Origin of the sequence: Dyadobacter soli, assembly GCF_900101885.1 — a bacterium.
GTDB classification, from domain to species: Bacteria; Bacteroidota; Bacteroidia; order Cytophagales; family Spirosomataceae; genus Dyadobacter; species Dyadobacter soli.
The window spans coordinates 1-22,868 of record NZ_FNAN01000016.1 but is presented as its reverse complement, the minus strand read 5'-3'; the positions used below and the strand labels follow the sequence as shown (position 1 = coordinate 22,868).

At 50.6% G+C, this 22,868-nt stretch carries 13 protein-coding genes; 5 read left to right on the top strand and 8 right to left on the bottom strand.

From position 1 onward, the window contains the following. Window positions 1-10: 10 nt before the first annotated feature. Entirely contained in the window at window positions 11-3,169 is a 3,159-nt protein-coding gene (locus tag BLQ88_RS24715) for a SusC/RagA family TonB-linked outer membrane protein (protein ID WP_229212845.1), read from the bottom strand. Window positions 3,170-4,196: 1,027 nt separating this feature from the next. On the opposite strand from BLQ88_RS24715, the gene BLQ88_RS24710 reads away from it, so the two are divergent. Further along, a complete protein-coding gene (locus BLQ88_RS24710; protein WP_090155499.1) occupies window positions 4,197-4,775 on the top strand; it encodes a hypothetical protein in 579 nt (192 codons plus the stop codon). 3 nt (window positions 4,776-4,778) lie between these two features. Here the strand turns inward: BLQ88_RS24710 and BLQ88_RS24705 are convergent, their stop codons facing one another. The 4 genes from BLQ88_RS24705 to BLQ88_RS24690 all read right to left on the bottom strand — a co-directional run bounded on the left by BLQ88_RS24705 (window position 4,779) and on the right by BLQ88_RS24690 (window position 10,642). After that, entirely contained in the window at window positions 4,779-5,801 is a 1,023-nt protein-coding gene (locus BLQ88_RS24705) for an LLM class flavin-dependent oxidoreductase (RefSeq protein ID WP_090155497.1), read from the bottom strand. 185 nt (window positions 5,802-5,986) lie between these two features. Continuing rightward, a complete protein-coding gene (locus BLQ88_RS24700) occupies window positions 5,987-8,113 on the bottom strand; it encodes a cation:proton antiporter (RefSeq protein WP_090155495.1) in 2,127 nt (708 codons plus the stop codon). Between the two features lie 3 nt (window positions 8,114-8,116). Then, window positions 8,117-8,695, bottom strand: a complete 579-nt coding sequence (locus BLQ88_RS24695; RefSeq protein WP_090155494.1) for a hypothetical protein — start codon at window positions 8,693-8,695, stop codon at window positions 8,117-8,119. A gap of 99 nt (window positions 8,696-8,794) precedes the next feature. Beyond that, the gene (locus tag BLQ88_RS24690; protein WP_090155492.1) at window positions 8,795-10,642 is read right to left on the bottom strand and encodes a chloride channel protein; all 1,848 of its coding nucleotides are present in this window, start codon (window positions 10,640-10,642) and stop codon (window positions 8,795-8,797) included. Between the two features lie 221 nt (window positions 10,643-10,863). On the opposite strand from BLQ88_RS24690, the gene BLQ88_RS24685 reads away from it, so the two are divergent. Genes BLQ88_RS24685 through BLQ88_RS24675 form a run of 3 tightly spaced genes read left to right on the top strand, consistent with a single transcriptional unit; the run spans window position 10,864 to window position 17,932 of the window. After that, window positions 10,864-14,229, top strand: coding sequence for a PKD domain-containing protein (locus BLQ88_RS24685; protein WP_090155491.1), 3,366 nt, complete (start codon window positions 10,864-10,866; stop codon window positions 14,227-14,229). Window positions 14,230-14,232: 3 nt separating this feature from the next. Continuing rightward, window positions 14,233-15,243, top strand: a complete 1,011-nt coding sequence (locus BLQ88_RS24680; RefSeq protein WP_090155489.1) for a PorP/SprF family type IX secretion system membrane protein — start codon at window positions 14,233-14,235, stop codon at window positions 15,241-15,243. Window positions 15,244-15,268: 25 nt separating this feature from the next. Then, window positions 15,269-17,932, top strand: a complete 2,664-nt coding sequence (locus BLQ88_RS24675; RefSeq protein WP_143016922.1) for a T9SS type A sorting domain-containing protein — start codon at window positions 15,269-15,271, stop codon at window positions 17,930-17,932. Between the two features lie 25 nt (window positions 17,933-17,957). Here the strand turns inward: BLQ88_RS24675 and BLQ88_RS24670 are convergent, their stop codons facing one another. From BLQ88_RS24670 to BLQ88_RS24660, 3 genes are read right to left on the bottom strand one after another with little or no spacing between them, the layout of a single operon-like run. Next, a complete protein-coding gene (locus BLQ88_RS24670) occupies window positions 17,958-18,653 on the bottom strand; it encodes an ABC transporter ATP-binding protein (protein WP_090155485.1) in 696 nt (231 codons plus the stop codon). Then, window positions 18,646-20,037: an ABC transporter permease gene (locus BLQ88_RS24665; RefSeq protein ID WP_090155483.1), complete on the bottom strand. Its 1,392-nt coding sequence runs from the start codon at window positions 20,035-20,037 to the stop codon at window positions 18,646-18,648. The genes BLQ88_RS24670 and BLQ88_RS24665 overlap by 8 nt, the downstream gene beginning before the upstream one ends. Beyond that, window positions 20,034-21,473, bottom strand: coding sequence for an ABC transporter permease (locus BLQ88_RS24660; RefSeq protein WP_090155481.1), 1,440 nt, complete (start codon window positions 21,471-21,473; stop codon window positions 20,034-20,036). Before BLQ88_RS24660 ends, BLQ88_RS24665 begins: the two co-directional genes overlap by 4 nt. A 689-nt stretch (window positions 21,474-22,162) precedes the next feature. Between BLQ88_RS24660 and BLQ88_RS24650 the strand changes: the two genes are divergently transcribed. Continuing rightward, window positions 22,163-22,868 (top strand): transposase (locus BLQ88_RS24650; RefSeq protein ID WP_176885085.1); only part of this gene is annotated, 706 nt, incomplete at its 3' end.

Below are 22,868 nucleotides of genomic sequence, written 5' to 3'. Positions count from 1 at the left end.
ATATATTCTATTAAAAAGTCAACGATAAACCGCCATTTACAACCCTGGAAAGCGGGTAGTTGATACCGCCGGTGTTGTTATCCTCAGGATCGAACCCTTTCAGACCAGGGCAATAGGTAGCCAGGTTGTTTCCATTCACATACAGACGAACGTTCTGCAAACCGAGGCGGCCGGAAAGTCCTGCCGGGAGCGTGTAACCAAATTCCAGGTTTTTCAGCCTGATGTAGTTGGTGTTGAAAAGCAGGTGCGTATTTCTCTGCGATCTCCAATATTCGTCACTTCTGTTGCTAGCACGTGGTTTGGAGCCATTGATGTTGTCGGGAGTCCAGCGGTCGTCGAAATCCTCTTTCCAGTAGTTTCCGAAATCGCCGCTTTCCAGGGACAGGTAACGGAGCGCGCCGGTAGCGGCCTGAAACAGGATAGAAAGGTCAAATCCTTTGTAGCTCAGGTTAGCACCAATACCGCCCTGGAAGCGGGGCACATCCGTTTTGTAGTTGCGAACACGGTCACTCGCATCGATTTTGCCGTCATTGTTCACATCCTGGAAAATGACGTCACCCGGACGCGCACCTCCCCAGTGTGGGTACGCATCAACGGCAGCCTGGTCTTTGAAGATACCGATTGCCTGATAGTACAGGTCACGGTCCGGATCGAAAGGTACGTTGGGATCGCTGGGCTTGGTGGGGAGCGGGTGCCCGGTAACCTGTTGATAATCGGGACGACCCGGTGTTTCATCAATAAAGTTCACCTTGTTAATCGCATAACCACCGTTAACGAACACCGTGTATTTCAGGTCCTTCACATTGCCACGGTAGGAAACATTGAAATCAAATCCCTTGTTGGAAGTCTTACCGATGTTTTCGCTGGGCAGGGTCAAACCGGTTGAAGTGGGAACGGATGCGTTCCGTTTCCAAAGCAATCCCGAGCGACGATAATCAAATACGTCGAAAGTAATATTGATGCGGTCATTCAATAAGCTTGCATCAAAACCGATATCTCCCTGGCTGGCTACTTCCCATGTTACGTTAGGGTTTGGAATACGGGTTTCTCCCAGTGTTTTACTTTCAATATTAGTACCGAATACCATGTTCTGGTTCTGGAAACCGTAAGTTCCAAGGTATTGCCACTCTTCGATACGGTCGTTACCGGTTTGTCCCCACGAAGCGCGAAGTTTGAACTGGTTAACAAAGCTTATATTGTTTTTCCAGAAGCCTTCTTCCGAAACGCGCCATCCCGCAGACACACCCGGGAAAAACCCGAAACGTTTGGCTGTCGGGAAAATGTAGGACCCATCTACCCTCCACACAAACTCCATCAGGTATTTCTCCTTGAAGCTGTAATTGACACGTCCGAAGTAGTTCAGCCTTGCACTTTGGTATGCTGTTCCGGCATTGTCCTTCTCCGCATCCCCACCTGCATTCAGCTGATCAAGGGAGGTCGATACGAAATAGCGGCGGAACGCATTGAACTTGTCGCCATTGCCGGTTCTTCTTTCGCTACCCACCAAAAACTTCACCATATGATTGGTGCCAATGGTTTTATCGTAATTGAGATAACCGTTCAGCAAAATATCCTGCTTGTCTTCCGTATACTGGGTAAGGTTAGGATCGCCTACCCCTTTCTTCCCACGCACCAGTATGGGCTCCCCATTCGCATCGCGGCTGGTTCCGTCCCAGGAATTGAGATACCACGGAGTCTGAAAACGCTTTCTGAAATTGAACCCTTTGTCAATCCCGGCATTACCCGTAAATGAAAGTCCTTCTATCCAGGGAATTTTGACATTCAATTGTAGTGTGCTGTTCAAAACATACCACTTATCACGGTCGTATCCGGTTTGGTTGGTACTTACCACAACAGGGTTATTTCCATACTCGATATCCGGCCCGGTAGCGCCGTTCGGCCAATATGCGGGCATATTGGGCTTGCCCCTCATCACCATCCACAATATGTCTCCCGCTGTGCGCGTAGGATAGTTTTTATCTTCCATACGGCCGGATACGTCGAAGCGCAGACTGATATTCTTGGTGATAGTCGCGTCGAGGTTTGTCCTGAAATCATGCTGCGTGTACTTCGTCGCACTGTTCTTATAATATCCATCCTGGGTTTTTGTGCCCAGGGAAACAAAATAGCGCACAGCCTCGCCGCCGCCTGATACAGTGGCATTATAAAAATGCTGGCCTGACCAGTTTTTGTAGATTTCATCGAACCAGTCCGTATCCGGATATTTCCATGGGTCCGAGCCGTCGGCAAACTTCGCGATGTCCTCGGCGGTATACCGTGGCGGACGATTTCTGTACAGGTCCACTTCGTTCAATGCCTGGGCATACTCCGACGAGTTAGTCATTTTAGGCAGGATGGTAGGCTGGCTGAAACCCTGATTCGCATTGAAAGTAATTGTAGGCTTTCCTGTTTTACCGCGTTTGGTGGTGATCAGGATAACCCCGTTTGCGGCCTGCGCTCCATAAATCGCAGCAGAGGCATCTTTCAAAACCGAAATTGTTTCGATGCTGTTGGGGTCTATGCGATCCAGTGAACGCCCTGGAATACCATCGACCACCACGAGGGCATCGTTATTACCCAATGTATTCATCCCACGGATACGGATGGTAGATCCGTCCTGGCCCGGTTCGCCGCTTCGTGAAACCAGGGTTACGCCTGGCAAACGTCCGGCAAGACTGTTACTCACGTTAACGGCCGGGGATTTTACGACGTCGGACCCTTTCACTGTTGTTACGGACCCGGTCAATGTCTCCTTCTTCTGCTCTCCATACCCGACTACAATCACCTCACTGAGGGCCTGTGAATCACCCACGAGCGTCACATTGACCGAACTTCTGGTACCAACCTCTATTTCCTGTTTAAGAAAACCGACGTAACTAAATACGAGGATGGCTTCGGCACCGGGAACTGTAATGCTGTATTCTCCGGCGGCATCCGTTGTAGTACCCGAGTTTGTCCCCTTCAGGAGTATACTTACACCTGGCAGCGGGGTCCCGTTTTCCTCGGTCACTTTTCCCTTCACGGTAACATCTGCCCGCAAAAGGTTCGTATTCATGCCGGGCATCCCGGATGCCAGAAGCGGCAATGGTTGGCTTACGACGAGCGCCATCATAGCCAGGCACACACCTGCGGGTGGGCATAGCCATTTTAAGTAAATAGTTTTGGTCATAAATTTCAATTAATACATGGTTTAGAATACCGTCATGTTAATTTTTGGGCACAAGAAATCTTCCCGATCGAAAAATCGGCCGCGCCTTAAATGAAGTTTGGGTTCAGTTAGTTTTTTTAGTCATAGGCAATTGTTTAGAAAACAGAAATAAATGAATACGCTGTAATACATTCTTAAAATGGGTGATAGGGAGAAATGAAATGCACTGACTCGTGCCTGTGGTTTCGCGAGAACAAAACGTCAGTGGAGATAATAATTAGTGGATATGGAGTGATCTTCTTCCAGCGCAATTTTAAAGTGAAATAGCGCCAAAAATATTTCAATATTTGATTGATTTAGACTGTATTTTGATATTTTAATTAATTAAAGACAATTTTATAAAAAAATACTACCAATAAAACTATCCGTCGGCGTTTATCCATTAAAGCAATTTGCGACATTCGATATACTTCATGGGAAAGAAAAAAGCCTGAATTACTTTTGGTTATTGATTGAAAATGAATTCAGTAGTCTACGATTAAACCTCAGGACAAAATGGCGTTGCTATATTTAAAAACGGTTAATCATATAGGTTAAACGTTGTAATAAGATGTTGCTTGATCCCAGCCTGGTTTTCGGAAATGATTGTTAATCGTTCAGGCCCGAACCCTAACGGTAAGCAATACGCTCCGGATAATTGAAGGGAATTTTGGAACGGCGTTAATGCAAATCCCGGTGCATCGCTCTGCGTCGGGATTTGCTTTGTCCGAAGGAATCTACGCAATGCATAGGGGAAATTTACCCGGTTCGGCAGCGGGTAAATTTACGAAGTTAATAAATTGTACTTTACCGACAAATAAAATTAAACGGCAAGCATTGTTGTTCTAAAAAATGCATGGTTGCTTTGCATCCGTAAAGCGGAATATGACACGTAATTAGCATCAAAATAGAAGATAAATCTATTTATGATTCAAAATAGTATAGCATTATTCAGGTCGCTTTATTTTCCATTCATTTTTTAAAGTATAACAAAACAAATTTTGCCGTCATGAAAAATCTCTTGAAAAGTATCGCAATGCTAAGCTTGTCAATGACCCTGTTCAATTGCAACAACGACCAGGAACCGCTGCCTGGGGGTGGTGCCCTGGCCGGTGAACAGGCCTATGGTTCGGCCAACGACCGTCACTCGGCACTTGTCGGCGGCGGGATCGTTTCGCACTTGCCTACACAGGCAAATGCCTGGCGCCTGACACAAACGCTCACGGTTCCCTATGAAAAAGGGTTCAATCTCCTTAGCCCTTACGCCATCACGGCAGCCGGCGCAGGCGACATCAGTTGGGGTTCCTATGGCTGCTATTCCGCATTGAAACCGGTGAAAGTGGCATTCCATAACCTAGGCATTGTCGAAATCCACACGATAACACCGGCATCACTCGCCGCATTGCCGTTCACGCAGGGCGCCATTGCCAATGCACCCGCAGGCTCCGCTTTCTGGACCAACTACATGCCTGCCAAAACGATCATCGCCTGCAAAACGCCGGCTGGTAAATACTACCTCATCGAAGTGCTGGGCGATGATCCTTTGAAAGTGAATATCTACCACTCCGTCCGAGTGTTGGTACAATAGGCATCAGCCCACAGCAACGCGCTCATCCTGAACACTTTTGAGCACCTCGTAGCTATGTATCCGCGCCTGCGGGTCGTAAATATGGCTGGTCACCATGAGCTCGTCGAGCTGGGTGCGTTGCTGGAAATAGGCCAGGTCCTTCCCTACCCGCTTCCGGTCGCCGATGAATGTGTACTTCATCATTTGTCTTACCGCGGCCTCTTCATATTCGCCCCAAAGCCCGTCCATACTGTCGACAGGCGGCTGCAAAGGCCGGCGCTTGCCCGTAATGATTCCCGTTGCCAGCTGGAAGAATGACGTGGCAAGCCGCTCGGCCTCTTCATTTGTATCGGCGGCGATCACATTCACACAGGCCATCACATAAGGCTGCGCGAGGTGCGCCGACGGCCTGAAATTCCGGCGGTAAAGCTCGATCGCGTCCAGAAAATGGGCCGGCGCAAAGTGGCTCGCGAATGCATAAGGCAAGCCCAGATGCGCGGCCAGCCGCGCGCTGTCCGTGCTCGATCCGAGAATCCAGATCGGGACATCCAACCCCTCGCCGGGAATGGCGCGTACCTTCGCATTTTTATTGTCTGCTGAAAAATAAGTCTGCAAGGCTATGACGTCGTCCGGGAAATCCTGGGCGGACTCCATATAGTTACGCCGCAGCGCACGCGCGGTCACCTGGTCCGTACCCGGCGCACGGCCCAGACCGAGGTCAATGCGGCCGGGGTAAAGCGATGCCAGCGTACCGAACTGCTCGGCCACTACCAGCGGCGCGTGGTTGGGCAGCATAATCCCCCCGCTGCCGACCCGGATCGACTTGGTACCGCCGGCAATGTAGCCGATCAGCACGGAAGTAGCCGAACTGGCGACGCTCTCCATATTATGATGCTCGGCAAGCCAGTACCGCCTGAAACCGAGCTCTTCGACCCGCTGGGCAAGCCTGAGGCTATTTTGAAAGGTAATCCCCGCATTGTTCCCCTCCGTAATCGGCGCAAGGTCAAGAATGGAAAAAGGTATATCCTGAATCAGTTTATCTGCCATGTGTATTCACTATCTTTTTGAATGCTACTAACAAAAAAACATTAAATCAGCGATGGAGTTCCTTGATATTCCGGTTTATTTAAAGCCTTTTCATACCCCATCATTGCGGATCGCGGTGCCAGTAATGAATCTGGCTTGCGGAGAAAGCAGAAAGGACATCAGTTCAACGACCACCGTTCACGCTTTTACCCGGGAAAGATCTTGCCGATCATCCTTCCGATCTCCACAAAATCGTCGTGATTGCTAACCGATCGCTTTTCAGTCTCATCCGCGTTTTGTTGTGAGAATGGATAAATCAGCAGGAAATTATTGTCGAGCGCATACTGGTTGAGAAAATCAGGCAGCTGGCTCATTTTGGGGAAGTAGGATACCATGCCGCGTTTGGCCATGAACAATATCAGGCCCTCGTCGTCGGTAACCGCAGCGGCAGCTTGCTCGGCTTCGCCCCAGTAGTCAATGATATGCAGCGACAGTTCGATACCCGACTTTTTGGCCACTCTTTCGATGATACCGATAATCGGCGCGGTGGCGTAGAAAGCCATTTCCGAGCCCGACGATTTTGCGATGTTCCATACGCGGAGCAATGCGTGGAAAAAGCCCGGCTCCTTATCCGCTTTGGGCGGTATGAGCACAATGTATTTTTTGATCGTGGAAATCGGCTGGGCCGCGTGGTAAATGAGTGTGTTCACATTTTCATTTTGCAGATAACCATTGGTAAGGTTATAAACCAGCGACGGCGTCAAACCTTTATCGGGCTGCAATGCGAGAATGAGGTCCGTTATTTTTTGCTCCTTGATGACATTGCTGATGCCGGAGGCCACATCACTGTCGTACCGGGTTAGCGGCAGTACCTTTACGTCCGCGGCGGCTGCGGTGGTCACTGCCAGGTGCAGCGTTTTCTCGGCATTCTTGACGGACGATTCGTTCTTTTCATCATTAATCACATTCAATGCAAACAGCCTGTCCCTGTTATTTGCGGCCTTGGTAAGTAAGCCAAGGTTCACCGTCGTCTCGACGGTTTCTTCGTAATTAACCGCAATCAGAATGTTTTCCGACTCCGGATTACTACCCGATGCCGTCGCCTCGTTATCCGCTTCCGCGATTTTCGCCGCGCTGGACATCGATACAAATGAAGAAACCGTACAGGAAATCAGGATCAGTAGGATACTGCCATTGAGGACGTGCTCGCTCAGCAAACGCACGGGCTCGCCGCTCTCGGTTTCGGAAATAATAATGTTATAACCCACCATCACCGCCGCCAACGTGGCTGCCGCGGAAGCCGAGCTGAGCCCGAAAATGATCATTCCCTCATCCTTGGTCAGTTTGAAAGTTTTTTGGGTCAAAACGGCTGCCAGGTATTTCCCGCCAATTGACGCAACCAGCATTACCGCCGCTACACCCAATGTTTCCAGGCTTTTGAAAAACACCGTGAAATCGATCAGCATTCCCACGCTGATCAGGAAGAATGGGATAAAAATGGCATTACCTACAAATTCCACCCGGTTCATGAGTGCGGAGGTGTGCGGGATGAGCCGGTTCAATGCAAGCCCGGCAAAAAAGGCGCCGATAATTGCCTCGATACCAGCTAGCTCGGCGAGTACCGCAGCGAGATAGATCATCACCAGCACAAATATGTACTGCGAAATCTTGTCGTCGACCTTTTTGAAAAACCACCTTCCTATTATTGGAAAAACAAATAGTACTACCAGACTGAATGCGAGCACAGAGAAACCCAGGCGTAGCCAGAATGCACTGTTTACCTCCCCCTGCGTCATACCTACTACCACGGCAAGCACGAGCAGCGAGAGCACGTCGGTCAGCATGGTGCCGCCTACGGTAATGTTCACCGAGAGGTTTTTGGCAATACCCATCTTGCTCACCAGCGGATAGGAAATGAGGGTATGCGAGGAGAACAAACTCGCGAACAGGACCGTCGTGAGCATGGAGAAATGCAGGACGTAATAGCCGCCTATCATCCCCAAAATGAATGGGACCGCAAATGTGAACACCGTGAACGTGATGCTCTTGCCCATATTCTTCTTGAAATCGCCCATATCGATTTCAAGCCCGGCCAGAAACATGATGTAGAGTAACCCGGTGGTGCCGGTAACAACCACGCTACTGTCGCGGGAGAGGAGGTTCAGGCCGTTGGGCCCTACTACCGCGCCGGCGATCAGCAAGCCCAGCAAATGCGGGACTTTGATTTTGTTGAGCAGCAGCGGAGCGCCGAGGATGATGATTAGTTCGAGCAGGAACTTCAATACCGGGTCTTCGATCGGTAAACTGCCGATGTGTATGTTGAGCAGCGGCATAGTCTAGCGGTTGGTTAAGCGGGTGAGCTCAATGGAAAATTTCGCGGTACACGATTTGTCGATGCCCGTAGTCTGCATTCCCTTGATGAGGTTCTTATTATTATCCCGGCCCAGCTCGACGGTCAGTTCGATGTTCTTGCTTGCCGACGAGTCGCTCATGTAATGCAGCTGGATGCGCGTGCTGTCGTACCTGGCGGCGAACACGCGCACGACCTGGTTGTTGTTGATCACACGGGTATACAATCCCGTGGAGTCACTCACAAACTCCCAGGTGTTGGAGCGCTGGTCGCCGATCACATATTCGCTGCAATTGGATTCGCGGCAGACGGACTTACTGCTCCACAGGCCGGCGATATCATCCGGCCAGCGCTGAATAATCACTGTGGTATCCGGGGTGGTCAAAAGGCTGTCGCGCATCCGCAGAAGCGACTGATAATCTGCCTCTTTCACCGCAAATCCCTTCTCCCGGGCCAGGATTTGCTGCTCCCGAAGATCAAGCGCGCGCGCTTTCTCCTTATCCTGGCAGCCCCAGAAAACGCTTAGGAAAACGAGTATAACAAGGAGGTATTTGTGTAGTGCCATAGGACGGAGTTGAGAAGTAAATACGCGACAAAATGGACCCGTATTTCTTTGGTTATGGCCTGGCAAGTTAAAAAAGTATTCCTTAAAACAAAGGCAAAATCATCCCGAATGGGCTTGGAGCAGACTGCGGTAACGGTCGAGCAACCGTGATTTGTCTATGAAACCGATGTAGCGGCCTTTCGGATCGGTAACGGGCAAATGCCACGAGCCGGTCTGGTCGAATTTGGTTATAATCCTGGCAACAGGCTCCGTTTCGGCAACCACCGTTACGGGCTGTTGCATGACCGAAGCCACCGACAAAGCCACCTCATCTCCCGAGGCAAACAGGTATGGATATAGTTCTTTTACGAGGATAATCCCCCGCAGCAAACCTTGGCTATCCACTACGGCCATATGGTTGTGCCGGTTTTCGTGCAATGCGTCCACAAAGTTTTCGAAAGGCAGGTCGATATCCACGACTGGGACGTCCTTGTCAATGAAATCCAGCGTGTTCAGTTGCGAAAGCAGGTTCCGATCGTGCTCGCGGGTGAATATTTTGCCCTCGTCGGCCAGTCTTTTTAAGTCAGGAGAAATGGCGGAGAACCATTTGGAAATCAGGAAGGACATCACGCCTACCACCATCAGCGGAATAAACAAATCATATCCCGAACTGGATTCGGCAATAAGGAATATGGCTGTTAGCGGCGCGTAAAGCACGCCGCTCATCACGCCCGCCATGCCTACCAGTACGAGGTTGGCTACCGGAACGTCGCTGATGCCGATGAAGTTACAGAACAATGCGAATACAAAACCCAATGTGCCCCCTGCAAAAAGCGAAGGCGCGAAGTTACCGCCGTTGCCACCACTGAAAATGGTAATCGAACTGGCAAAAGCTTTTAGCAAGCATACAATCGCCAAAAACACCACCACAGCCCAACGCTGACCACCCACAATGCCGAAAAAGCTGTTCTGCATCAGCTCGCCGACCTGCCCGTTCACCAATGCTTTGATGGTTTCGTAGCCTTCTCCGAAAAGCGGAGGGTACAAAACGCAAAGCACCGAAAGCAATGCCCCGCCGATCATCGCTTTCCGGAGCCGGCCGCCTTTCAGATTGGCGAAAAACCGCTCGACCTGGTGCCCGATCACCACAAAGTACCGGGCGTAAAGTCCACACAAAACCCCCAGCACAAGGTAAAATGGCAGGTTGTGGTAATTGAATGGACTACGGCTGCTGAAATGGAACAGCACTTCCTCGTTGAGCAGCATTCTGGAAAGTACATTTCCGCAAACGGCCGCCAGTACGAGCGGGATAAAATCGGTGAAAACGACGCCGGTAAGCAAAATTTCCACGGCGAACATCATCCCGGCAATAGGCGCATTGAATGCCGACGCGATCCCGGCCGTAGCGCCCGCGGCCAGCAATAATGTACGCTCGCGGTAGTCGAGCTTGTAGGCCTGGGCGAAATTGGAGCCGATGGCCGAACCGGTCACCGCAATAGGGCTTTCGAGCCCTGCCGAGCCGCCAAGCCCCACGGTAATAGCACTTTGCACGACCTGCGAATACATTTTTACCGGTGCGACAACGCTGGAATTTTGCGCGATCTCGTGCAGAATGGCGGGAATTCCTTTGCGGTCGTTGCCGCCGAAAAACAATATCACCACAATTGATGTGAGCACGATCCCCAGGAACGGGAACACGGCGTAAAAGAATATCTGCGTCTCGAAATGCACCCTGTGCGTGATCAGGTTGTGGATCGCGTGCACAAGCGATTTGAGGACCACACCGGCTAATCCCGCGCTGCAACCCACCAATATCCCGGACAAGATCAGAAACTGCGAACGGGTCAGAATGCTTTTCAACCAAAAGATAATGACCTCATACAGCTTGAATTTCCTTAAACTGTATGTAGTCAGGCCTCTTTTGAATTTGAGAAATGAATGGAATTTCTTGATAGTCGCTTGTTTCACAATGTCAGCTCAGTCTCCTTTATAATACGCCCCGGTTAGCCGGTTAAAATAAAGGTAAAAATCTAAGCCGGGCAAATCGTAAACCTTCTGTAACCAGTGGAGAAAGAAATAAGTCATCAACAGTAAAAAGTTGGTGACTTATTTCTTTTCGAACGTTATCTTTAACGTTTGGATTTATGATCCGTACCCTCTGTCTTACTGTGTTATCAAATTGAATTGCATTGAAATACCTTTTACCCGTTTTCCTCTTTTTGTGTCTGTCCCTCTGTGCGCATGCGCAAATTCCCGTCGATTTCCAGTTTTGTACCGGTACCGGCGAACTCTGCGTAACTCCGAGCGACTCGACTTACGAACTTTGTCTTAACCTGAAACCCGGTTTTTGTGATTCAAAAGAATATGAAATCCGATGGGGCGACGGCGAAACGGAGCGTATCACGCTGACTACTGAAAAGAAAGCCACGCACGTTTATGACCTCCGGCAGTTTGCCAAGAATTGCAGCGATGCCGAAATCGAATACAACTTCAATATTCGCGCGGTGAGCTGCGGAAACGACAACAAGGGTTATTTACTGATTTTCAAGAAAAGGCCGGAAGCCCGGCCGGTGATAGACGCGGCTTGCGCCGGTACTACCGTGAACATCAGTAACAATAGCTGCCCCACGTATGAGATCGATTTTCTCTGGGAATTCAGCGATGGCAGGACGAGCACCGATACCTACCCTTCGCTTTCATTTACAGATCCCACAAAAACATACAAGGTGAAGCTGACAGCCACTTCCAAAGTTTGCGGTACCAGCACTGCAGAAACGGAGTTCAGGCTCGCCAAACCGCCTGTTCCGGACTTTAAAGTGTCGGGTGTGTCGGTCATTGAAAAGGACACGGTGGTGTGCCTCGCCAGCGGCGGTATCATCGACCTCGACGGCAGCATTTCGCAGGACGAGTCGGGCTACGAGTGGGCCATCGAAGGTGGAAAGTACAGTTACCAGGGCAATACCAAACCCAATGGCGCGGCCGTGAAGGTAAAACTGGAAGAGGCTAAGGAGTACACTGTTACGCTGACTGTAAACAACAGCTGCGGCAACAAAAAGATCACCCGGAAATACAAGGTAATCAGCACTGTGGCACCGTCCATTACGCCACAGCCCGATGTCTGCGAAGAAATTACGTACAAGGTAGGCAATCCCATTCCCGGCGCGGTTTACACGATTAATGGGACCGCATTCTCGCCGTCGCAGGAGATTCCCGTAAAATATGCATCTGCGCCTTACATTGTCGTCGCCAAAGTCCAGAACGCTTGCGGCACCCAAATAGCAAGCGATACTTTCAGCGTGTCACCGGCGCAACCGGTAAAAATCGTTTCCATTCCCAAAGACACCCTGGTCTGTACGAGCTCGGGGCGCATTTTGCTTACCGCCAATCTGCCGGGCGGGGAATGGACCGGGGATGCCATTGAAACCGCTAACGGGCAGAGCTACTTCGTTCCCAAAACGCCCGGCAATTTCACCGTCGCTTACACACGCGGTACGGGCAAATGCATGATGACCACCTCTGTGAAGGTGACTGTCGAAGGCATTGAGGCCACGGCAGATAATAAATCCATTTGCGAAGGCACCGCCTGGATCAAGCTTTCCGGCACGCCCGCAGGCGGTCAATGGACAACGCCTTCCTGTGCAGGCTGCATCAAAGGAGATACCCTGTTTACCGCAGGCCTATCCGGGAACGAATTCGACATCCGGTATAGCGTCGCCAGCAAGACCGGCTGCAAGGCGGAAGCGCAGGCGAAGGTGACCGTCGGTAATCCCAAAGCGGACTTTTCCATTCAGGACGGCTGCGCGGGGCAGGCGTTTAAGCCAGTCAACACGTCGTTGCGGGCAGAAGCTTATGTGTGGATGGTCAACAACAAGGTCATTGCCAGCGATGCCGATCCGGAACTGCAACTCCCTGCCGGCAGACAGACCATTACACTTATCGCGCGTGCCGGTGCTTGTGCCGACACCATATCGCGGGAAGTGACCATTACTCTACCACCCGCCAAAATCAGCTTTACGCCGAGCGCAACAGCCGGCTGCGCCCCGCTGAATGTGTCCTTCAATATCAACGGTACGGCAGAGCCCGGCATTGAATATGTTTGGAAAGTAAATGGTCAGACTGTTTTCACCGGGTTCCGGCTGCCGTCCAGAATATTTGAAAATACAAGCAGAAAGGATTCCGTTTACCAGATCAGCGTAGCATCCGACAATGCCTGCGGAGGGCAGTCCGACACGAAAGAAATAACGGTACGGCCGGGCACGCAGGCGGAGATCGGCGTCGACTCGACCATGCTCCGGTGCACCCCTGCTTCGCTGCTGTTTTCCAATCGGTCCACGGGCCACGACAAGCAATCCCCGGTATGGTCATTTGGCGATGGTACTACGCTGCCATCCGCCGACGCTACCGTATCCCACATATTTTCAACCAAAGACAGCGCCACTACGTACATCGTCCGGCTAAAAGTCACCGGCGAATGCGGACAGGACAATGATTCGGTAGCGATCCGTGTGTATCCGTCGACAGTGAAGGCTTTGTATACCATTTCTAAATCGGAAGTGTGTCCGGGCGAAATTGTGCAATTCAAGGATGCTTCCGTTCCAAAACCTGTTCGCTGGCTATGGCGCTTCGGCGACGGGACCATCGCCACCACCGCTAATCCCTCACACACGTTTTCCAAAAGCAAGGGCGAATATAAAGTGACGCTCATCGCATATACGGACTGCGGTTCCGATTCTACACAATTGACGATCAGGACCACCGAAGCACCCACCGGTTCATTTGAAACCCCCGCGCTGGCCTGCGACAATTCCGCAGTGAAGTTTGCCAACCAGTCAGCCCCCGAGTACGGATTTGTATGGGATTTCGGCGACGGCAGCCCGCCCGATTCGCTCAACCATTCACCCGAGCACCGCTATCCCGGCGCAGGGACCTACCAGGTGACATTGAGCATCTTCCGCAATACCCAGGCTTGTAAAGTAGTGGCCAAAAAAGCCGCGGTAACTGTCGTATCGCCCGCCAAAGCCGATTTCGGTTTCTCCGGTGACTCATTGTTCTGCGCCCCGGGCCCGGTCGTTATCCGCAACCGTTCCGAGCAGGCCGACCGCTATCTGTGGTATTTCAGCGACGGACGTACCGCCGAGGCGCGCGAGCCGGCCCTCCCTTTTGAGCCAGGCATATACGATGTTAAACTGGTTACGGTAAAAGGCGGCGTTTGCATGGATTCGACGGAACGTGCTGCGGCATTTGTAGTGCGGGAATGCCAGATAGACATTCCACAGGCATTTACCCCCAATGGCGACGGTTTTGGCGACCGCTATACGCTGTTTGGCGCGGGCATTAGTGAAATCAGTCTTTTGCGGATCCGGAACCGGTGGGGAGAAATTGTATTTGAAATGAAAAACGTCCAGCCGGGAAGCCAGCAGCCCGGCGAATCCTGGGACGGCACTTTCGGCGGCAAGGAAATGCCCGCCGATATGTATGTGTACGAAGCCGACGTGCGCTACATTGATCAAAAGAAATCCGAAAAATTAAGGGGGAATATTTACCTGACGCGCTGATATATGAAGAGAATTCTACTTTTTTCGGGTGCGATTTGTTGTCTGTTGAATTCCGCCCGGGCGCAGTCGCCGCAATTTTCCCAGTTTTACGCAAATCCTATTTATGCCAATCCGGCACTTGCCGGAGACGCCGGAACGCCTCGCCTGATCGCCAATTACCGTAATCAATGGGCCACCGTGGGTACTGCATTCCAAACCGCCGCGTTCTCGTTCGATACCTATGCCGAAGACCAGCAAATCGGCCTGGGTGTGCAGGTGCTTCACGACCAGCGCGGGAGTGTACTGAAAAGCGATCAGGTTTCGGCCCAGTTTTCAAAAATGGTGTACCTCGACGGTCAGAAGGAGCTCCGGCTAATCGGCGGTGGCCAGGCTGCGTTTGCACTGAACCGATGGAACGGTGCCGACCTGACCTATGTATCCGATTTTCTGGGAAGCCCCGATCCGCTCTCCGGAAGCGCCATCCAGCAAAACCGGTTCACCTTATCGGTCGGTGGCATTCTTGAATACCTGCCCCGGCACGAAGACTACGCATCTTACTGGATCAGCGGCGCCTGGCACAATATAGGCATCAACAGCCCCATAAGCATCGACCACCAGCGGATCAATGTTCAGCTCGGCTCCAAAATTCCGATCGGCATTCCGGCCCTCTTCGGCAACAATCTGGGCAGTGACCTAAGCCGCGAAAGCGCGCTGAACCTTGGAATGCAAGTAAGAAAACAGGGAAGTTCGAGGCAGCTGGAAGCCGGCTTCAACCTGATATTTTCCCCGCTTGTGATAGGTGCATGGTACCGCGGTATGGTCTGGGGAAGCACCCGGCGCGACGCACTGATCGGTACCGCCGGATGGGCTTACGGCAATATCCTTTTCCAGGCCAGCTACGACCTGCCCGTGTCATCCCTTGGCCCGGACACCGGTGCATTTGAAATATCGGTTTGGTACGGCGTGGACGCATTGTTCCGTTTCGCCGGCAGGAGAACGACCGATCGCAGGGCGCGTAAATGCTTGAGATACTGAAACCTACCCCGCCTGAAAACTACCCGTGCGGGTAGGAGATCCTGGGTTATTTGCAATTTTCTTTGCTATCCACCCAAACGCTCCCGCTATGAAACATAATATTCTACTCTTTTTTGTATTTATCACGATCAGCATTTCCCCCGCTTTCTGCCAGTGCCCCACGGGAGACTTTTCTTTTTACACCCAGGCAGATATTGATGCTTTCGGCACCACATACGCTGGCTGCACCAATATAACCTTAGGCAATGTAACGATCAACGGCGTAACCATTGCCAACCTCGACGGACTAAGCAATGTTACAACCATTACAGGGTATCTCGATATTGTTAATAATCCTGGCCTTAGTAACCTTCAGGGATTAAAAAAACTGCGCAAAGTAGACCAGGCTTTTCTTTTGAACGCGAATCCGTCCCTTACCGACCTGACTGGTTTGGAAGATTTAGGCTATGCCGGAGAGCTTTATGTAATAGATAATGCTGCGTTGACCAACCTCGACGGACTCAACGGTTTGTTTATGTTGGGGTCAAACTTAGTTATTGCCCACAATGCTTCCCTCAACGATATATCGGGTTTACAAAACGTTAATGCAAATTCAATAGGAGGATTAGGATTGACAATTTTGGAAAATCCACAACTTTCGGTGTGCACGCTGCCCAATTTATGCAGGTATTTGTCCGACACGGGTAACCCAAGAAACATAAGCGGTAACCTGGCGAACTGTTTAAATGAAGCCGCAGTAGTTGCTGCCTGTGCCACCGCATGCCCCTGGGGAAATTTTAGGTTTACGTATCAAGAAGACGTCGATGATTTCGGGACAAGGTATGCCAATTGCACGAATATCACTTTAAACGACGTAACCATCAATGGCTTCTACATTACCAACCTCGACGCACTGAATGACATTGTTAAAATCGAAGGGAACCTTAATATCTGGTTCAACCCATTGCTAAACAATCTTAACGGGCTAAGCAATATTACCAGTATCGGAACCCTTTCGATTCAAGGTAATGAATCCCTGGACAGTACCGGCCTCAGTGGATTAGGCAATGTCACAAGTGTCGGGCAGCTCAACGTATTTGACAATTCCGTCCTGCCCAACCTTAGCGGATTAGGCAATCTGGCAAGCATTACAGGGCTTCTTGACATTGAAGATAATCCCGCTTTAACCAGCCTTGGATTGAGCAAGCTGGAAAGCATCGGAGATCTTTACGTTTCGGAAAATCCCGCTTTAACTGACTTTGACCTAAGCGGGTTGAAAAGCATTCGAGAAAATTTTTTCGTTGCAAGTAACTCCGCTTTATCCCGCTTCGGCCTAAACAAGTTGGAAAGTATCGGAATATCTTTCCGGGTTTCAGGAAACCCTTCCTTAACCAGCCTCGATAGCTTAACCGCTTTGACAAGCGTTGGGAAGATTCATGTTTCTGGCAATTCCCAGCTGGCAAGTATAACGGCATTGAACAATATCGATCTCTCCGCCATAAGTGCATTAACAATCACCAGCAATCCGGCTCTTTCGCTGTGCAACCTGCCTGGTATGTGCGCCTATCTGGCCGACCCGGGAAACCCAAGGTCCGTATCCGGTAACACGGGCAGTTGCTCGAATGCAACTACTCTTGCTACTACCTGTACTTGCCCGTCGGGACCCTATGCCTTTTACTCGCAGTCTGAAATTGATGAGTTTGGAGCCAAGTATGGCAATTGCGCCAGTATGAACCTGAGCCGTATTGCAATTATCGGCGATATTGATAACCTCGACGGATTGAGCAACCTGAAAGGTTTGGAAGGTCTTTACCTCGGATCTACCCTACTGACTAATCTTGATGGGCTTAGTAAACTTCAAGGGAGTTTGACCTATCTGGAAATTGAAGACAATGCCGAATTGACCAATCTGAACGGGCTGAGCGGCTTGACAAGCATTGGAGAGTATTTTTCAATTCTCGGAAATCCCAAACTTACCAACGTATCCGGATTAAAGAACGCCGACCTCTCTACCTTAACAGGGACCGGTTTACGTATTACTAACAATCCAGCCCTTTCCGTTTGCAGCCTGGTCAATTTCTGTACTTACCTGTCCAATGATGCCAGCTCCCACCCGAGAACGATCAGCGGAAACCTGGGCGACTGCGCGGATGAAGCTGCGCTGCAACCGGCTTGCTGGGTGGCACTACCCATTACCCTGGCTGGTTTCAGGGCAGTTAACGAAGGCAGGGTCAATTACCTGGAATGGCATACTGCTACCGAAGACCAGGGAGATATATTCGAAATAGAACATAGTGTCAACGGAAAGAAATTTAAGAAAATCGGGAATACTCCGGCAAAGGGCATTGCCGGCAGCCATTATTCATTTATGCATACCAATCCGGCAGCGGGGATCAATTATTACCGCCTGCGGTTCGTAAACATGGATGGCAGCCGGGGAAGCAGCAAAATCGTCGGCGTTAAGACAAAAGAAGACGGTTTTGTCATGAATGCCTATCCGAATCCCTTTACCGGTAATGTGCAGGTAAGCCTGGGGCAGGTTAGCGAAAAGGCCGTTATTACGGTTTCCGATGCTTCGGGTAGGATACTGCAATCCGAGACGGTAAATAGCAAAACCCACACTTTGCCTTTGCAGCATCTGCGCAGCGGGATCTATTTTATCCGGTATCAGGACAAAGCCACTGCCGAAACCATCAAAATGGTGAAGTAACTTTTTCTTTAATCAGAGGGTGGTTTTAAACGGTTTTTAAATAAAGGCTTTCGAGTTCGTTGGCCGAAACCTTATCCGCGTCAATCACCGCTTGTAGCACACCTTCTTTCATAATTCCGATCCGGGTCGCTACTTCTTTTGCGCGGAAGATGTCGTGGGTTGCCATGAGTATTGCCGTACCGTCGGCGGCCAGGGTTTGGATGATCTGCGAGAACTCATTGGACGCCTTCGGGTCCAGGCCGCTGGTAGGCTCGTCGAGCAGCAGCACCTTGGCCTTTTTGGCTACGGCAATAGCGATGCCCACTTTCTGGCGCATGCCTTTGGAATAACCGCCCAGTCGCTGGTCAAAAGCCTGGGCTTGCAGGCCGGCTGTCGACAGGAATTTGCGTAGCTCGTCCGCAGAATAATCGAAACCTGCCAGCGATGAGAAATATTCCAAGTTTTCCAATCCCGTCAGATTCGGATACAGCATCACGGTTTCAGGAATGTAGGCCAGGTATTTCTTGATTTCCTGCGGATGCTCGGCCACCGAAACGCCTTCGATCGATGCCGAACCTTCGGTAGGCTCGATAAAGCCCAGAAACAGGTTAATGGTGGTCGTTTTGCCGGCGCCGTTCTGTCCGAGCAAAGCGAATATCTCCCCCGCCCCAATGCTGAGGTTGAGGTTGTTCAATGCAGTGTGGCTGCCGTATCGTTTCGTCAATCCCTTAGCTTCAAGCATTTTGAATGTCTTTAATTTGTAAAAAATTGCTTTTGAATAAAAACAGGGCACACAATGCCAGCAAAATGCCCCAGGTGCCTATCTTAACCACGCTTCCTGCAAGTGGCTCACCCTCGTAAGCGACCGGTTTGTAAGCCGGGTAACCAGCCCAGTCGATGCTTGGGGTGGGTACGTTTTCGAAAATGAACGGGTAAAAATACTCGCGCACTTGCCGGTGATGCGCTTTCACCGATTCCAGATAGCGGACCTGGCTGGACAGATCGGTGTTGGCGATCCGGTTCAAAGCCTGCTGGGCTGTGATCACCGGGTTAAATGCTCCGATCTTCTCCGTCAGCGACTGACGCCGCCCCAGCTTTCCGAACAGCATTTCCGCCGATTGGGCCGATTCCAGATCGCCCGAAAACTGCATGGCGTAATACCATCCCGGTGAATATTTGTCGTCGGGAACTGGGTATTTCCGATATTGAGGGTAAACGGCATAAAACTTCTCCATGGTCGGACCTTTGGGCAGGTCCCATTTTTCATGATAGCCTTTCCGCTGCCGCACCGCCGTCTCGGCCGCCTCGGGAATCGGTACGGCATTGTTGACAGCAATGTTGGCAATGCCCGGAAAGAGGATAGCAAGAAAAATCCAGATACATACGAGCGTCGTTGCATTAAAAGCAGAGCTGCGCCCGAATGCTACCACCAGCGTACCGACCATCAGCCAAAACACCACATACGCGAGAAGCACCAGCAGCAACTGAAATGTGACCGCGGTCAACGGTAATTGTAATGCGATCACTGACAACACAAAAATGACGAACGTTATCAGCACGATAGCGATGTAGCGGGTCGCGAGTTTGCCAGCGATCGTTTGCCCGATACTGCCGGCAGTCGTCCGCACGATCTTCCAGACCCCGTTTTCCTGCTCTTCAGACAATACATTGTACATCAATGCAATGATCAGCAGCGGGAACAGAAAGATAAAGACGAACGAAGCGTCCAGGTTACCGACCAGCAAGGTAAGCGGATTGGTCAGCTCCGAATCGTATAGTTGCCCTTCGATGGCAAGCATTTTCACTTTCAATGTATACGGGTTCACATCACGCTGACCAACGGCGAACCTTGCCCAGGGCGTAGGCGGATTGACGGTGTAAAAAAAAGGATAGTAGGCCGTAGAGCCCACCGTTGCCTTCGCCCCGTGCTCGACGATCCCCTTCAAATGCGCCTGCTGGACAGCGGGCACTTCGTCGATCGTTGCTTGCTGCTGGCCGATCAAACGATTGCCATAGAAAAAACCGTAGGCGGCAAAGAGCAGCAGTGCAACTGCCCCAACCAGTACCGTCCTGCCCAAAATAAAGTTCTTGGCTTCCAGCATGAATACTTTGCGGCTTGCCATCATAATTGATATTTACGTTTAGTGGAAACAAAATGGAGTACTGAAAACCCAGCAACCACCCAGAGCAGCAACGCGATCACGCTGGCGGCACTTGCTGTAAGGTTCTGCCCCACCGGCACGGGCCGGAAAACGAAGTCAGGCATGTCCTGGAAGTTCTTCGCACTCACCCGCTGGGTAGCATTGTTGGCGAACGACACTTGCGTCAGGTGGATTTCGTTGAGCCTTTTCGTCTTCTCGAAACGGTACTGTTCGGTTTGCTTTTGAAACGCGGTAAACGAATCGAAATCGGTACCAGCCAGGTTCATCGAAATATTACGGATCGCCAGGAACGGGTCGGCAAACCCGAAAATCGCCGAAACGGCATTCTGAGATTGATAGGTGCCGATCAGTTGATCGAAATGTTTGTTGAAAATGGCAGCAGTGATATTCTCGCCTTCCTGCATCACCAGCGCCCCGTAGTTGATCGGCAGCACCTGAATTGAGTCGACGCCGTACTTTTTGAGGGTACGTGCTTTAAGGTCTGCGAAATGCGGATCGTCGGGATCATGGCTGTCGCCTTCCTTGCTGACGTCCGCTTCGATGGCCCGCTCGAAAGCAATTTTGCCCGGCGCTTCGAAGAGGCTGCTGCCTAATGTCTGGGCGCTCTTCGGCAGCACCACAAAGAACAACATCCACGCCAATACCAAAAGCATAAGCGCATTTTTGGCGGAAGAACTCATAGCAGATATAATGACTACCATCAGCGTGATAATCAGGAAATACAATGCATATAAAATAACGATTAGTGCTATACGTAATACCAGGTCGGCCGCCGCTGTGCCGGGCGCGTATGCGAAGCCGGCCACCAGGCCGAGTACCAGCAACGGGAGAAACAATGCCCAGGTGACCGCAGTCAGCCCGGCGGCTTTCCCGGCCAGCACATCCAGATACGATGCCCGCTGGCAAAGCAAAATCTTTAGAACGCCGGTTTGTTTCAGTCCGGCGACCGTCTGGAAACCAATAAAGATAATAAACAACGGCACGAGCAGTTGCAGCACCATAGCCATACTTAGCTCGCCGAATCGGAGCATTCCGTTCGAAAACCCGGCTTCGCTCATGTTCACCGTATTCTGGCGGTGCGCTTCGAGGAATACCGAATTGCCGACGTAGCTGTCTAACCCGAAATCAAAGAAACTGAGCGGGGATTTTTCGCGGAACACGAGGTAGCCGTAATGCGCCACACGGTGCGGGTGCCGGTTGGGCTGGCTCATCCATTGCTGATGCACTTCCGAGCTGGCAGCCGCCTGCTGCGCATTAAATTTGCCTACATACTGCCAACCCGTAAACACGGCCAGCAGTGATACGGCCAGCAGCACGAGGAAAAGCACCAGCGTGGTTTTGTTCCTGAAAACAGAATTCCACTCCTGCCGGGCTATGGTCCTGATGTACTTGAAATGCATGTTGAATCCTGTAAAAGACTGTAAAAAAATGCGGGCCCGGTACAACTATGTCTGCATCCGGATGCCTTAGTAATGCAATAATGTTGCAAATAAACCAAATATGCATCAATGTTGCAAGTTATTCGGGATGTGTCGTCGCCATAAATGGTTCTGAGACTGACTTAGCCCACAGGATTAGACTAAGGATTCCAAGGTTGTGATGATCGCCTGAATCAAACCCGTGTTAGTCTTGCCCGAGTCAGACGCGTTGATCACGCGGTATTTGCCCTCTTCATCCTTCTCGAATTTCAACTCCTGGCCGTCTAATACTATCTGAATCTGATAGGAATAACCAATAGGAACAATTGTTAGTGGCAGCTCATAGTTCGAGCCAAGATATTCAACAGGAAGTGAAAATGTGTCAGACATCAACAAATCTAGCTCAACTTTGTGAAGTTTAAAACCTTTTTCTGCCTAAAACGTCCCAAGTAGATCGGCTTTTGAATGCGTGGATTAGCGATTTCAATCGCATTTTCGCGGATCTTCTTTGTCTGGATTTTTGTAGGATGGCGGATACCCGACCGGGAGCAAGCGATCCACATGCCATAAAAGCAAAGAGGGTGTCTCAAAAAGGACATCCTCTTTTCATTTTCAAAGCTTTGCCGATTTCCTGCGATTGATTATCTTTAGATATTAGCAATCCAGGATAGATGGCCCGACGACACCCTACCTTCAAGCCTTATAATCAGCAGCAATTAATGCTGCTTCCTCCAAGGTTAGACGAGTTAATCCCAAAAGACCATGCTTGCCGGGTGGTCAACGATGTGATCAATAGCATCAGCCTGGAACCCCTTCATGCAGCCTATCACACGATCGGATCATCGAGCTATCATCCGCAGATGCTTCTAAAAGTGCTTGTTTACGGTTATGTAAGTAATATTTATTCGAGTAGAAAGCTGGAAGCAGCCTGCAAGGAGAGCATTTATTTCATCGGGGCCGCCCGGCGGTTTTTGAGCTCGATGAGCTACCCCGACCATAATACGATTAACCGGTTCAGGGGTGTGCGATTGAAGGATGCATTGCGGAAAATTTTTGAAGAAGTGGTGCTATTACTTGCCCAGGAAGGTCTGTTGAGCATTGAAGAGGTCTATACCGATGGGACTAAAATCGAAGCGAATGCCAATAAATATACTTTTGTCTGGCGGAACGCGATTGCTACTAATAAGGAAAAGATCAAGAAGCAGTTAGCCCATATCTGGGAATATGCCCAGAGCGTGGCCACGGCCGAAGATAGCCTTCCCGACCCGCCCGACTTCACTACGATCAGCAAGGAAAAGGTCCAGGACACAGTTGATAAGCTTAATCAGGTGTTGGGCAAAAAGGAGAATATTGACAAGAAGATGAAGGCTAAACTGG